12 protein-coding genes are annotated in these 14449 nt (G+C 53.3%); 10 read left to right on the forward strand and 2 right to left on the reverse strand.

Annotated elements, in window-relative coordinates:
* Positions 1–101 precede the first annotated feature (101 nt).
* From HY788_10385 to HY788_10395, 3 genes are all read left to right on the forward strand, one after another.
* On the forward strand, positions 102–854 hold the full coding sequence (locus HY788_10385) for an FkbM family methyltransferase (GenBank protein MBI4774571.1): 753 nt from the start codon (positions 102–104) through the stop codon (positions 852–854).
* Between the two features lie 111 nt (positions 855–965).
* Positions 966–1925 (forward strand): hypothetical protein, encoded by a 960-nt coding sequence (locus HY788_10390; GenBank protein MBI4774572.1) that lies wholly within the window; start codon positions 966–968, stop codon positions 1923–1925.
* A 557-nt stretch (positions 1926–2482) separates the two neighbouring features.
* On the forward strand, positions 2483–3724 hold the full coding sequence (locus HY788_10395; protein MBI4774573.1) for a class I SAM-dependent methyltransferase: 1242 nt from the start codon (positions 2483–2485) through the stop codon (positions 3722–3724).
* 286 nt (positions 3725–4010) lie between these two features.
* Here HY788_10395 and HY788_10400 read toward each other — a convergent pair whose 3' ends face one another.
* The gene (locus HY788_10400) at positions 4011–4949 is read right to left on the reverse strand and encodes a class I SAM-dependent methyltransferase (protein MBI4774574.1); all 939 of its coding nucleotides are present in this window, start codon (positions 4947–4949) and stop codon (positions 4011–4013) included.
* A 65-nt stretch (positions 4950–5014) separates the two neighbouring features.
* Between HY788_10400 and HY788_10405 the strand changes: the two genes are divergently transcribed.
* From HY788_10405 to HY788_10435, 7 genes are all read left to right on the forward strand, one after another.
* Positions 5015–5401, forward strand: coding sequence for a hypothetical protein (locus HY788_10405; protein MBI4774575.1), 387 nt, complete (start codon positions 5015–5017; stop codon positions 5399–5401).
* A 387-nt stretch (positions 5402–5788) separates the two neighbouring features.
* Complete coding sequence (locus tag HY788_10410) at positions 5789–6190, forward strand: roadblock/LC7 domain-containing protein (protein ID MBI4774576.1); 402 nt, start codon at positions 5789–5791, stop codon at positions 6188–6190.
* 51 nt (positions 6191–6241) lie between these two features.
* Positions 6242–6859 (forward strand): GTPase domain-containing protein, encoded by a 618-nt coding sequence (locus HY788_10415; GenBank protein MBI4774577.1) that lies wholly within the window; start codon positions 6242–6244, stop codon positions 6857–6859.
* A gap of 82 nt (positions 6860–6941) precedes the next feature.
* Positions 6942–9140 carry a hypothetical protein gene (locus tag HY788_10420; protein MBI4774578.1) on the forward strand — a complete coding sequence of 733 codons (2199 nt, stop codon included), beginning with the start codon at positions 6942–6944 and terminating at the stop codon, positions 9138–9140.
* Between the two features lie 44 nt (positions 9141–9184).
* Positions 9185–10162: a hypothetical protein gene (locus HY788_10425; protein ID MBI4774579.1), complete on the forward strand. Its 978-nt coding sequence runs from the start codon at positions 9185–9187 to the stop codon at positions 10160–10162.
* 193 nt (positions 10163–10355) lie between these two features.
* A complete protein-coding gene (rffA, locus tag HY788_10430; protein ID MBI4774580.1) occupies positions 10356–11504 on the forward strand; it encodes a dTDP-4-amino-4,6-dideoxygalactose transaminase in 1149 nt (382 codons plus the stop codon).
* A gap of 210 nt (positions 11505–11714) precedes the next feature.
* The gene (locus HY788_10435) at positions 11715–12764 is read left to right on the forward strand and encodes a glycosyltransferase family 2 protein (protein MBI4774581.1); all 1050 of its coding nucleotides are present in this window, start codon (positions 11715–11717) and stop codon (positions 12762–12764) included.
* A 60-nt stretch (positions 12765–12824) separates the two neighbouring features.
* On the opposite strand, the gene HY788_10440 is transcribed toward HY788_10435, so the two are convergent.
* Entirely contained in the window at positions 12825–14423 is a 1599-nt protein-coding gene (locus HY788_10440; GenBank protein MBI4774582.1) for a B12-binding domain-containing radical SAM protein, read from the reverse strand.
* Positions 14424–14449: the final 26 nt, after the last annotated feature.

The raw sequence follows: 14449 nt of genomic DNA on the forward strand, positions 1-14449 counted from the left end.
GCTTTTTATGTGCCTCCCATGGCGTTAAAGCATTTATCGAAGGTGGTCGAAGCGCATCCGGAAGGATTTTTGAGCTCCCAAAGGGCGAAAGGACAAAAGTCGTGACATCATCGTACGCGTATACCGGCGTACCCGGCGGGGAGCCCATCGAGTTGCCGGCGTTTTACGAGGAGTTTCTCGATTACTACCCGAACTGCGAACCGGCCACCAAGCGTTGGTTCGTGCAGAATGCCCGGCCGGACTGGGTGGTCCTGGATTGCGGGGCCCATATCGGTTACTACAGCATCCTTTTTTCAAAACTCTGTCCCGAGGGACGTGTGTATGCGTTCGAGCCCACCAGTACCTACCACATGCTCGAGACGAACCTCAGGCACCACGACGCCCGGAACGTGGTGCCGGTTCGCCTGGCCTTGGGAGATCGTGCAGGAGACCGCAAGGAGGACATCTTCCGCATCTGGGGCAAAGCCGCTGAACGGGACGTGTATCCGTTTACCACCATTGACGCTTTTGTGGCGGAGCAAGGTATTCAACGAATTGACGCCGTGAAAATCGACGTAGACTCGTTCGACCTGGAAGTGCTCAAGGGAGCCCGGGAAACCCTTATCAAACAGAATCCCTACGTCATGGTGGAACTGAACCATGCCCTCGGGTGCAGGGGACAGTCCGTGGCTCAGGCTCTGGAATGGATGGCAGGCCTGGGATACGAGGAAGCGAAGGTTTTTGATAATGAGAACTTCCTGTTCAAACGGCGAAATCGTTTCTCCGAAGCACCGATCACTCCGTGTAGGATCGTCTTGAACTTTGACGGGAACTCTGGGGAGGCCCCGGATCAAAGCGTACTCGACGGCATATGAATGGTTTCGACCGGAAAGAGACCAGCGCCCGGCTTGGATGAGTCTCGGAAGCGCCAAGGGAACTGGGAAAGCCGGTCTTCTTTTCGGCTCTATAAAGGAGGATAAGCATATATGGTTACGGAGATTTTCTGCAGCACCGTTATTCGAGGCGCTACGGACAAAGACATAACGGGATTCTTCTATCATATTCTGTGGCCGGAAAAACGCATTCTGTCCAAAATACCCGTGCCGGCCGTGACCAAAGGATTTGGCGCGCGCGGCGGCAGCCGGGGAGGGCGCGGATTGCTGTGGCGCGACGGATTCCTCTTCGCCTGTGCGTGCGACAAGATCATCGTTTACGACGAGCGTTTTCGTATCGCTGAACTATTCAACCATCCCCATATCATTGGACATCACGATCTGGCTGCGGACGACGAAGGCTTGTGGTGCAACAGTACACTGATCGACGCCCTTTTCAAACTGGACTGGAACGGAAACATCGTGGACGAATGGTATGCGAGCGAAGACCGCGAATTCCTCCAACTGTTTGAGGGAGACGATAAACCGGCGTACGAAGTGCCGAGACCCCGCCGGAAAGACTACGTTTCGGATGTGGACCGGGAAGGGCTGGACGTGTACGATGAACAGTTCCATTTCAACACGTTGCATGTTTCCAATGGAGCGGTATATACATTCGGCAGCGCCAAGTACGCGCTGGTGCAGGTTCGCCCACAACCGACCCTGGTGCAACGCAATCCCCGCTGGAAATGGGCGCACAACGTGACCCCATTGAATGACGCCGTGATTGTAAACAACAGCGTCCATAAGTGTTTCGAACGATATCGACCTGGCGTGGACCATCCCGAAATCTGCACGAAACTGGATGAGACGGACGGAACTGCAACGCAATTCGCCACAAGCGGCTGGGTGCGGGGCCTGGCCCGCGCCGATGAACGCCATGTTTTTGTGGGCAGCAGTCCCTCCACCATATTCCTGGTGGATATGATCACCGGAGCCGTGGTGGATCGGATGTTGCTCGCGGACAATATCGTTGACGCCGTTCACGCCATCGCCGTCAAGACGCCGAGATAGCGCTCGGCTTTCCAGTGTCCATGGTGCTGTTTTACTGTATGTGTTCACGGGGTATCAGGAGAACCCACTTGGAATACGTTCGTAATTGAGTCAGGCGGCGATGTACCGGACGAGGGTGGCGCGGACAACTCGTTGTCCGCGTTGCGCAGCAACGAGAAGTCCCACCCGGCGCATGGCCTCACATAGCCTTGCAATTTAAGACGTACAGTGACCTCCTGTCCTTGGACCCGGACAACAAGTTGTCCGGGCCACCCATTCATCTCGATCGAGCCCCAACGTCGAGGCCGGTGAAACGGACGTGAAATCCACTTCCATTATTACAACCAACACTGTTCCTCGTGAGGCAAAGGCTTCTTCTGACCCTGTGAACAGGTACGTTTCACTGAGGAAAAACCGCCGCAGGAGGATTCTCCTCGGACTTTCTTCCAACGATACACGCGCCGCCGCCTCGCCTTTGGAAAAGCGCCCGGAGATCGCATGGACAACAAAGAACAATGGAAAGCCGAGTTCGACCAAATGATGGAAGAGCGAGAAGTGGATGTTCTCGGAGAGGGGTTATGAATCTTGCGGTCTGCGGCAAGGAGGAATACGATTTTCTCCGCTCCCTCGTAGCACTGGTGAGGCCCCACCGGATACTGGAGATCGGCACTTCGACAGGTGCGGGGACATCCGCGCTCGCCAGGGATCTGCCGTCCGGAGGGATCGTCTACTCGGTTGATATTGAAGACAAAAGGGCCCCGGAAAATAAATCGGCATCGAGGTCCGACGTGGAGATTCGATTTCTGCGGGGCGACTCCCGAAGCGTCATGGAGCGGCTTGCCCGGGAAGGTCTTCGTTTTGACCTGGTGTTTATTGACGGTTGCCACCTCTATGATTCGGTGAAGAGCGACTGGGAGTACGCAGCGCGCATGTCCGACCTGGTCGTGTTCCATGATGCGGTCCAGCTTCTGGGAGTGGCTCGTGTCGTGAACCGGGTTCGCCGGGATCCGGAATGGGATGTTTGCGTCCTGAACTACCCCGGAGTGACTCTGAGTGCGGAACCGGAGGGAACGGAATTTCGATCCACACGTTCACCGGGCATAGCCATTGCCGTGAAAAAGGCGGACGCAAAGAAGAAAGATTTCAAGGGGTTTTTGGAGAAGCCGACGAACCGCTCCAGGCAGGCCTTGCGTCGCAGAAAAGAACGATTCACGCGATGGCAAAAGGCCCACGGCAGGGAAGCGGACCTTTCCATTCCGGATTGGGAGATGATCTTTCATATGGTCTGGAATATGAAACCGGACCACATCTTTCACGCGGGACACGTTGGAACGGGAGCCACCCTGGTTTTCCTGGAGTACTGCAAATCCTCCGGTGCGCTTTTCACCGGTCTGGACCCCTCGGGCGCATTCTGGCCGGAGAAAAAAACCAAAATCCCGACCTCCTTGATGAAGACGGCGGCAGCGGCGGAAGTGGTAGATGGGCGCAATTGGGAGACAATAGTCCCGGTGGTCCGCAGGGCCGGACGACCACTGGTTTGGGTGGACGAATACGGAACGACCGAGTTCTACGACCGTCCGGTCAGAGCCTTGGTGGAAAGCCTGCCCAAAGGCGGTGTCCTCTGTGTACGGAACTTCAGCCCCCATTGCGGTGCGCCGAACCGGTTCGTATTGTGCGGAGCCGAATGCACGCTCGAGGCGGCGCAGGGCTTTGCCCGTTGGTTGAAAACGCAGCGTTTTGACATCCGGCTGGCCAGTCCGGGAGCGACGTTTGGGGACAACCTGAATGCAGGGCACTGGATCGTGGCTTCGAGGGCTTGAGCCTTTTCTGGATCTACTTCATACACCGGCGCACGCCGAACCGACACTTTCCCCAAGCTAGGATCGGCCAACCCTCACGATGTCGAAGGATCGATCAGGACGGGGCAATACACCTAAACTCAAAACAAAAGTGGTCTTGACATTGGGGTCCACTTTCGCCTGACCCCTAAGTTCCTCGGCGAGGAAGGGAAACCTCCGCCTTCCCCTTGACATTACGCATCATGGATGTCCCCGGATTAGACCTGTATGCGCACCATGAAAAGATGGTCCCGGTGCAACAATACGGTTACAAAACCGTTCGGCGTTCTTTTATGAGCTCGAAGGTAATGAACTCATGTTCATATTGACCCCATCTTCGAGATTTCAGCAGTCTATATCCTGGACCGAATAAATCTCTTACCTTCGTCTCGGTGTAATATTCAGCCCAAGGTGTTTCTTTGCCGTCGGTTCGTCTTCCAAACTCAGAAAAGTCCGGTTCCCCTTCATCGATCCATCTCTCAATAGGGTACATTAATACAATCACATAAGACCCGTTCACCAGAAATCGGTCTATGTTCCTTATTTCCCTGGCCGCCAACTCAAATGGAAGGTGATGGAAGACGCCGATTGCATACAACAAATCATATGTTTTTTTAAAGTCGTGGGTCAAAATACTGTTAATAACTTGAAAATCAACATTAACTACGTTTAATAACGAACACACTCTTTTTAATAATTGTATATTTTCATATACAATATCTGAAAAAGTCCATTTATTGGCCAATGAAGAGAAATAGACGCCATCACATCCCAATCCACTGCCAATTTCCAATACGGTTCTATTCTCGATGAGTCCGGAAAAGTTTTCATATATCCACTGTCGATCAATTTGAGCGATTTGGATACATTCTTGGTAAAACCGAGCCAGTTGTTCATCGTTCAAGTTCAGTATCGGGTGTGTGTGTATTCTACTCTTTCCTATAGGCACGGTGGCCCATTTAGCGACGTTCTTTTCCAATAAGTCTCTATCGCTATCCTGCAACATAAATGTTGAATCATCCAGGTATGAACGTTTTACCATGCAGTTACCCTCAGGCATAATGTCACATAAAGTTATATCAACATGGGTATCATAATCCTTGTCGGAGACAAGCGTAGACCAGCGACGCTTTCCTCTCCGAGTAACAGGATAAGGATAACCGGCGCCACAAGACGTGAGGATCCAACCATGGGTCGTTTCTAACAAAAAAACCTGCTAATGTCAAAACTGAGTATAGTGTCCCTAGATTACGGCGTGAGAGGAAGCACCTGATGCCGCGTTCCCTGGCAAGAACGGCGGCAGCGTCGGAAGTCGTGGACGGGCGCCGCTGGCGAACGCTGCTTCCGGATATCGAAAAGGCCGAACGACCGTTGGTCTGGGTGGACGAATATGGAACGACCGGGTTCTACGATCGCCCGATTCGTGCGATTGCAGGAGCGATCCCCACCGGTGGTATTCTGTGTGTCCGCAACTTCAGTCCATACAACGGTGCGCCCGGCCGGTTCGTATTGTTCGACGCCGAGTGCACGCTCGAAGCGGCCGGGAAGTTCGCCCGCCGGCTGATGGAGCAACCCTTTCAAATCAGATTGGCCAGTCCCGAAGCCTGCTTTGGGGATTATGTAAATGCGGGGCACTGGCTCGTTGCTTCGAGGGCGTGAGCTGGGCCCAAACCGGGTTCCGAGTTCGCCGAGTCGCCCCGTGTGGACTCCATTCACAAACGAAGTCAAGAGATGTCACTCTGCGTCCGATGTAAGGGTAAGGGCCGCTATTCTCTTGAGCGAAATCCGGTGGCAACGATCGTGGAGGGCCGTCCCGGATGTTGTGTGGAGGCTTTCTCATGGGACGCCGTCTACCGGATCAATCGCACTGTTTTAGGGTGAAAAGCAAAATACTTTGACCTTTGACACCGGATAGGATTTAGTTTTAGAATAATTTGCTGGATTTACTTCATGAGAGCGTACCGCGCTTACAATGCGGAAGGATGGTCGATGGATTTCCCGGGATATCCGGGAACGGGCATGCTTGCTTAGGCACAAGGGTGGCAAATGACGTACGCGCTGGATCAGATACAACTTGACACGATTCATCAAGTGATGGATAGCGATTTGATCGCCGTGGGAGTTCATTGCGTATTCCTCACGGATATGGCGGGAAACGTGGTGATGGTGGTTGACAACGGCAAATGCGAACATAACGTGTTTGCTCTGGCGGCTCTTTCCGCGGCAAACTTTGGAGCCACTTCCGAAATCGCTCGTCTCGTCGGCGAGGAGGACTTTTCTCTTCTGTTTCATAAAGGGAATAGGGAAAACATCCACTTCAGCCGGGCGGGGGATAACTTCTTGGTGTGTACAATATTCGGGAACGACATATCGCTGGGCCTTGTTCGGCTGAAAATAGCGGAGGTGATCAGCAAGATTTTGGCTCTCGTTGCGGGCAAAGAGCTATGATGCTCCTGATCAAGTTGTTCTGAATCTGAATTTACGGACTGAAGGCTCGATATGGCGTTCATAAATCTTAGGAACAAAGAGATCCAGTGTAAAATCGTTTACTACGGACCGGGTCGCAGTGGCAAGACCACCAATCTGGAATATGTGTATGGCCGTTTTCGTGAATACATTCGCAGCGACATGGTCACCATAAAGACGCAGGAAGACCGAACGTTGTTTTTCGATTTTTTGCCCATCGGCCTGGGCAAGATCAGAGACTTTGAAATTCGGGTTCAATTGTATACGGTTCCTGGACAGGTGGTTTACAACGCCACGCGCCGATTAGTACTGAAAGGCGTGGACGGTGTTGTATTTGTGGCCGATTCCCTGATGGATAGAAGGAAAAAGAACATTATCTCATTAAATAACCTAAGGGAAAACTTGACGACATATAAGAAGAACATTTTTAAGATACCCTTGGTATTGCAGTATAACAAGAGGGATCTCGCGAAAGAAAACATCCCTTTGATACCCGAACATGTGATAAATTCAGATCTGAATTCAAAGTTGAACGCTCCCTACTTCTTGGCAAGTGCGGTAAAAGGTGTAAACGTCATCAATACCTTGAAGACCATCATAAAAATGACGGTCGCTGCAATCGAACAAAATATTTCTCAACTCTCTTCTTAGGAGTATAGGCAAGCGCATTGGACACCATGCCCGTTGCCTATTGCATATAATCCCACAGCCGCTTCGAAAGGGAGGAAGGCCGTTGGCGGACCAGACAAAAAATACGATCGTTTCAGAACTTGACGAACGCCTGGATTCACTTTTCGGCGAAGATGTCGGTGACCAGGAAATGTTGGGGGGGGCTCCACTGGAAAGTCTGAAAAGCCTTGTCATGACTATAGATTGGGAGATCAGCGAAAGCACCCTGAGCGCTCTTCTGGAAGAGTTGGAGTCCCTTCGGAGTCGCTATGCCGACAACAAGCCCGTTTCGATTCTCCTGAAAATGATGACCAGCCTGTCCGGCTATGTTCAAAAACACAAAGCGGATTCCCATCCCGAGTCTATCCAGCTCTTTCACTCCGTGGCGAAAGACCTTACGAGCATAGTGGAAGATCCCGGCATGGATCCCCGTACTCGAAACGCCATCGTGAAAAAGGACATCGACTGGTTCCAAAGCCTTAAGAGCGAAATCGTCAGCGCAAAAAAGGAAGAGATGGTTTCTCCACCTTCCAAGGAAAGGCCCGGCCCCAAAGAAGAGATCCCCGTATTCAAGACCGCGCCGGAGGTTGGAAGAGCCGCGTCTGCGTTCAAGTCCGAGACCCGACCGATCCCCGAGCCGAAAGCATTTCCATTTGCTCCGCCGGCGCCTGTCGAGGATCGGGTTACCCCCGAGGGCGCCATCGAGTTCAAGGAAGACCTTGGACCTGCGTTGGAAACAGCCGGGGAGGAAACAGGGATCGGTGAAGCCGTCCAGGATTACCTTACCCCAACCGGGGAAGAGACGCTTGAAACACCAGAGGAAGAACGGATTCCTGAATACGAGGTGGACGAGGCGACTGAATCCGATCTCGCGGACATTCTGGAAGGGACATTAGAGAAAGAGGCCGAGCCGGAGTACGGGGCGGCCCCGGAAATCAGCGTAAGCACGCCGGAAGATTTGAGAGATCTCGATGAAATCTTCCGGGAAGAGTTGTCACGGGTGGAAGAGCACCTGGAGGAGGATAGTGGTTTCGAGTCCATTCCATCTCCCGAGGAGTTGGGGATAGATGTGGATGCTTTTTCGGAGAGCCGGGTGGAAGATGCCGAACCATTGGTCCTGTCCGAGCAGCAGGAAGAACTGGCGGAGGTGTTCGAACTGAGCGAGGAACCCATAGAAGAAATGGATTCCCTGTTCGCGGAACAACCCGGTTTTCAGGCGACCAGGACTCCGAGAAAGACCATGGAAGCCAAACCCGCCATTTCGAAATCCGGAATACCTGCGGCGCCGCGGGGAACAACGGCGCCGGAGGCAGAGGCCGCATCCCTGCAACCGATTCTTGAAGCCATTCAGGCATTGGGCCGAGAACTTCGAGGTGAGCTGGACACACTCCGCTCGGAGGTCAACGAAACGAAAGACAGGTTGAACCAACTGCTGGAGTATAGAACGGAACTGCCGCCTCCCAGGCCGTTCGATGCAGCCTCGCAGGAATCCTTCGATTTGGATTTCGAAACCCGGGAAGACGACGGAGACCGGCTGTTCTCAGGCGAAGGAATCGGACTGGAAGTACCGGAAGAGACCCAACAGCGGCTCGGGTTTAAAGAAACATCCTTAGAGGACATCTTCGAGGATGAGGTGGCTGCAGGCGAACGGGAGGAACCGGAAGAGGAAACCAAGACTCTTCAAGAGCTATTCGAAGAAGCCATAGCTCCCAGAACCACGAAAGAGCCCGAAATCATGGATTTCGAATTCGAAGGCGATGATCAGGTGCAAGACGTCGTTGAGTTGATGGAGGAGTCCTCGGAGAAACTCGAATTGGAGGATTTAAAGCCCGCTCCTCACCTCCCGTCCGAATCGGATTTCGTGGCGGTGACGCTGGGGGGCCGAGATTACGTGTTGCCCGCCGATTACGTTGTAAAAACAGGCAAAGTAAAGGATAAGACGCGAGTTAAGATCGTGGAATCGGGCAGGGCAACGATAGAAGATTTGCGCAGTGCCTTTCAATCTATAAAGAAAGGCGTGTTCCCCGCCTGGCGGCACATTTCACAGAAGGAGCTTCGACAGCTGTCTTTTCCCGTTGTTTGGGCCGATGAAGAGGTCTCTGAGGATCAAGCCGGAGGAAGGGGGATCGTGCTCCTCCGAAGTGGCGATCGTTGCGGAACTCTGCTGGCGGACGAGGCGCCGGTGCGAGTTGGGGCCGAAGATGCCGAAGGCGTCGAATTACTCGATGTGGAACGATTGTTGTCGTCGACTCGGAGTTCCTAACGAGGGGCGATGTGTTGACGCGCGATTAGGCCCGAAAGAACCATATGCAGAAAGCCAAATTTCGAGACTTCCTGGAAGAGAAAATCCGTGTTGCAGAAACCTATTTCAAGCACGGCTTGGTTGTGGAGAGCCGCAATATCTACCTTTCAATGATAAACAGCATCGACCGGCTGAAGGAAAAAGACCAGAGGAGCATTACGGCTGGAGAAAAGGCCTACTTGGAATCGCTCCGAAAGGACATCGAGTCGAAGTTGGGAGAGTTGGATTCCAAAATCGATGAGTTGAAGAGTTCAAGCCTTAACATTGGAGTCGACGAGTTACTGGCCTCCGGTCAGACGGAGTCTGCGGAGACGCTCTTTCAAAAAGCCGTGGGATTGAAAGAGCTGGGTATGTACGACGAAGCGCTGTCCAATCTCCGTGAGGCATTGAAGTTGGGCTACGAAGCTCACTCATGCCTGATCGAGATTTACCGGTGCCGGGCCGGCAGAGACGAGGACGAAGACCTGATCGAAGAATTGGAGAACGGTCTCAAAGGACGGGAACTCTCCGCATCTCAAGAAGCGGACGTTTGCAGAATGTTGGGTATCCTCTGCGAGAAAACGGATCGGCGTTCTCAAGCTCTGGAATATTACAAGCGCGTGGCAACAAATGATTCGAGATTCAAAGAACGGCTGATGAAGAAAATTGCCTTGTTGGAGAGACAGTCCGAGAAGCAGGAACTCAAAGGCGAGACTTCCGGACCGCTTCCCGCCCAACTTGCAGGAAAGACACCGGCCGACGGGAGCCGAATTTCAAACGAAACGACGGAAGACGAGGATGATGAAGTGGCACAGAGTATGGAAATCGCCAGACTGAAGAAGAAAGTGGAAGATCTGACTATCGAGAACAACAGGCTCCAAACTCTCGTGGACGAATATCAGAAGAGATACCAGGATATCATGAGCTTTTCCATGAACCTTCAAAAAGAGATTCGTGAACTGACGGAAAGACTGCGAAAAGCCGAATCCGCCTCAGGGAGATAGCTGCCCGAGGCCCGGTGCATTTCAAAGGCATTTCAGGACACGGGGAACGTTCATATTTCCCGCGGTGGAAAACGTCTCACACGGATCCCCCACCCCATTAGCAACCGATCGGACGCTGAACACGACGTCATGGGCCCGGTTTGGTAAGATGCCAGGTCCTTGAAAATTGGAATGATTTTCGATGGAACCCGGAATGCGTATCCCCTTCAATAAACCCTTTATAGCTGGAAAAGAGCTGTACTATATCGCCCGAGCCGTTCTCGGCGGCCACTTGTCGGGCGGGGGGTATTACACCAAGCGTTGTCACGAGTGGCTCGAAAAACGTCTGGGTTGCGTGCGCGCCTTTCTGACGCATTCCTGCACGGACTCGCTCGAAATGGCGGCTGTCTTATGCGACATACAACCGGGCGACGAAGTGATCATGCCGTCGTTCACGTTCGTATCCACGGCAAATGCGTTTGTTCTACGAGGGGCCATACCGGTATTCGTTGACATCAGGCCTGATACTCTGAATATAGACGAAAAACGGATCGATGCGGGGGTCAGTTCCCGTTCCAGGGCAATCGTACCCGTGCACTATGCAGGCGTGGGCTGCGCCATGGAAGAGATCATGGCCATTGCCCAAAGATGCGATCTATTGGTCATAGAAGACGCTGCTCAAGGTTTTTGCAACGCCTATCAGGGTCGTTATCTGGGAACGATCGGACACTTGGGCTGCCTGAGTTTTCATGAAACCAAGAACATCATAACCGGAGAGGGCGGAGCCCTCCTCGTAAACGAACCTCGATTCGTTGAACGCGCGGAAATTATATGGGAAAAAGGGACCGACAGAAGCAAGTTCCGTAGGGGGGAAGTGGATAAGTACACCTGGGTGGACGTAGGCTCCTCTTTTTCTCCGAGCGAACTCATAGGAGCGTTCTTATACGCGCAATTGGAGCTCGAGAAGGAGATCAACGAGGCCCGGTCCATGCTGTATCGCCGGTACCTCGATCTTCTCCGTCCTCTGGAGCAACAGGGACTCCTAAAATTGCCGCCCGAGAGCGCAACGAGCGGCTGCATCGGACACATTTTTCATATACTTACCCAAACCACGGATGAACGCGCCGGACTGATATCCTACCTGCAAAAACATGATATACAGGCCGTCTTTCATTACGTACCATTGCATAGCTCTCCTGCAGGCAGAAAATACGGCAGGACGTGCGGAGATATGAGCGTGACGAACGATGTAAGCGAGCGGCTGCTAAGATTGCCGATCTTCTACGAGATGACCGGCTCCGAGGTGATGCGCGTTTCAGAGACCATACACCGATTCTACGGGATGCCGTTCGGAGGCGTATAGTCCTGTGTTGTATGGAGGCGGTGGTGCACAGGTACACATCCATCGCGCCTTGAGCCTGCCGAAGGTCCCTACCGCCCTGCCGTGAGACAGATCACTCTTCTGAAGTTTCCGGCATAGGGAACGCATCGATTCACCGGGGTCTTATGCTCCTTCCAAACACACACGCATTTCCGGAACTTTCGAGGGGGAGAAGGAACAGGACTCAGCCATATGGACGGAAAGTTTCCATGGGAGCGTCCTTTCTCCGCGTGTCGAGCCTCGAATCATCCCGCAAAATCCAGACGAATCCCGGCGTTGAATGAAGGCGACCGCACCACAAGAGAAAAGGACCAGATGGACTTATCCGTGATCGTGCCCGTGTATGGATCGGAGCGCACTCTGCCGGAGCTTTTCGCCAGGCTCAAGGCTACCTTGGACACGACGGGTTTGCGCTGGGAGGTTATTTTCGTCGATGATGCCGGGCCGGACGGTAGCTACCGGGTCCTGAGCGGTCTGAAAGACGCATTCCACGAAATACAGGTCGTCCGGCTTGACAAGAACTACGGCCAACATAACGCCACCCTTTGCGGGTACAGGCATGCCAAGGGACGTTACGTTCTGGCCATGGACGACGATCTGCAGCACCCGCCGGAAGCGATTCCCCGGATGCTAGCCAAGATGCGGGAAGGATACCTGGTCGTCATGGGGGCTTATCGGGAGAGACGCCATCCGGTCCTGCGCGGTATCGCAAGTTGGATCCTGCATTGCATTTTTTTCAGAATCTGGGACGTTCCCAAAGGAATTCAGGTAACGAGCTTCCGGCTCGTCGACAGAAGTGTGGTGGATAAGGTGGTTCAAATCTACGATACGAACGTCTACCTCCCGGGTTTCATATTTCGATTCGTACCTAAAGATGCGGTGGCGAATATTGAAGTCGCTCATCAGGGCAGGATATCGGGACGCTCCGGTTACGAGGTGCACAAGTTGTGGAGCCTTGCCGAGCAAATGGTCATGGATTGCACGTGTCTCCCGTCCGTGCTGTTCTCCGTGGCGTCTGTTTTGTTGAGCTTACTAGTGCTCGGCGGCGTAGCGCTTTTAATTGTGGCAAAATCTTCCGCAGGGGATCAATTTCCATCCGACCTGTTTTCGGCGCTGACGGGGCTGTTCATGTTTCAGGGCGTAATTCTGCTGGTGATGTCCCCCATCGCGCGGTATTTGAAACGGGCGGCGAGACGGAACCGGGGCGAAGCGCAGTATATGGAGAACAAGGAGAATGGTTGACGGAACTCCGCCGCGGCCGACAGGATTTGTGAGAACGGCGCTCCCGCTCCTCCCTCGGTTCTACTTTGCCGAACCCAGGAATCGAGATTCATAGACACGTCTCAGTTTTCGGTAAAGACAACTGTCCGGTCCCTCAAAGAACCACTTCCTGCGCCATCGTAACCAAGCCAGGCTTTCGAAGATCCTGATCAGGCTTCCGGCCATAAATCTCATGAATCTTCCCCTCGCTCGGCTCGCAATGTCCTTCGATACGTTGCTGAGGCAAGGCAGAACAAATCCCTGCAGCACATCCAATTTCCGGGAAACGTCCCGATCGAGAAACCCTGTATTGTCCGAGTCGAGAGAATAGTTCGACCACGCTTCCAGGGAATCCGGAACGTGAACGCCTAATTCCTCGGTGTATTCAGCCATTTTAGTGGCGGGGTAGGGTGTGTACCGGAAATACAGATATCGATTGTTCGAGCCTTTCCTGGCGATTCTATCTACTAGATCGATGGTCGCGGAAAAGTCCTCCCTGTTTTTCTCGCGCACGTGACTCAGGCTGTTCGGTTCTTGCCCGCTCACCCACGGATATCCGGCGAGAAAGGAATACCAGATTGCGATCCCTTTTTTGTCGGCAATCTCAGCCAGCCGTAGCGTTTGTTCCACCGTGGCTTTTTTGTTGATGAGTTTCAGGGATTCGGGTAAGCCCGATTCCGCTCCGATGAAGATCGATTTCAACCCGCTCTCCCTGAGCAAGTCCCATTCGGCATCATCATACTGGAGCAACGTGTCGGTGCGTCCCATGCATTGGCCCCAGGCAAACGGCTGGGGGATCGATTTGATCATGGTCGCGACATCGAGGGCCCGTATTTTGTTAACAAAGAAGTTGTTGTCCCGAAAAACCACGCCGTCGATATGATGGCGATCGATCAGAAGACGAATCTGATTCAACACTTTTTCGGCGGACATGCCCGCCCAACGTTTTTTCGAAAAGTGATTCTCCGCGCAAAACGTGCAGTCGTAAGGACATCCGTAACTGGTGAACAGATCGATTACTCGGTCGCCGACCTCGGTCACCCTCAAATGTCTTTCAACGTCTATGAGATGAAAGGGAATATCGGGCCAGGATTCATCGTAGAAAAGCGGCCTGGGGGCGTTCAAAACGGGCGTGGACGCCCTTTTCCAGCCAAGTCCGGGTATGTCGCCAAAACGATTCGAGGACGCTTTCAAGGCGGAGGTCAGTTCCAACAGAGTCAATTCGCCCTGGCCCCGTACGATGAAGTCCACGTAGGGTTGTTGAATCGTTTGTTCCGGACACACAGTGGGGTGCCAGCCGCCCCAGACAACGGGAATTTCAGGGACGATGGATTTAACGAGCTTCGAGGCCTTTACGGCTCCTTTGAGCTGATATCCCGTCATGGTTGAAATGCCCACCAAGAGCGCCCGGGGCAGAACGCTCTTCAGCTCTCCCAGAGCGTCGCTACAGCCGTCGTCTGTAACGATGCGCACCGTATATCCGGCGCGGTCCGCCAACGCGGCCGCTGCCAAAAGACCCAGCGGCGCTCCGTTAAACGGTTGAGGAATGACCTTCGGAAAGTACAGGACAACGAGATCGTGGCCCTCTTTTTCAGCGCCGGTCGCCTTGTGTGCGGACCCGGCCATGGGCGTATCCCTCATGAACCACCTTCCATTATGCTCCGTCC

The sequence above is a fragment of the Deltaproteobacteria bacterium genome (assembly GCA_016208165.1).
Classification (GTDB): Bacteria; Desulfobacterota; Desulfarculia; order JACQYL01; family JACQYL01; genus JACQYL01.

Bases quoted from the DNA above. Each gene is read 5' to 3' on its own strand.
- HY788_10405 (MBI4774575.1), top strand. From the start codon at position 5,015: ATGCCGCGTTCCCTGGCAAGAACGGCGGCAGCGTCGGAAGTCGTGGAC.
- HY788_10435 (MBI4774581.1), top strand. From the start codon at position 11,715: ATGGACGGAAAGTTTCCATGGGAGCGTCCTTTCTCCGCGTGTCGAGCC.
- rffA (MBI4774580.1), top strand. From the start codon at position 10,356: ATGCGTATCCCCTTCAATAAACCCTTTATAGCTGGAAAAGAGCTGTAC.
- HY788_10440 (MBI4774582.1), bottom strand. From the start codon at position 14,423: ATGAGGGATACGCCCATGGCCGGGTCCGCACACAAGGCGACCGGCGCT.
- HY788_10390 (MBI4774572.1), top strand. From the start codon at position 966: ATGGTTACGGAGATTTTCTGCAGCACCGTTATTCGAGGCGCTACGGAC.
- HY788_10425 (MBI4774579.1), top strand. From the start codon at position 9,185: ATGCAGAAAGCCAAATTTCGAGACTTCCTGGAAGAGAAAATCCGTGTT.
- HY788_10415 (MBI4774577.1), top strand. From the start codon at position 6,242: ATGGCGTTCATAAATCTTAGGAACAAAGAGATCCAGTGTAAAATCGTT.
- HY788_10395 (MBI4774573.1), top strand. From the start codon at position 2,483: ATGAATCTTGCGGTCTGCGGCAAGGAGGAATACGATTTTCTCCGCTCC.
- HY788_10410 (MBI4774576.1), top strand. From the start codon at position 5,789: ATGACGTACGCGCTGGATCAGATACAACTTGACACGATTCATCAAGTG.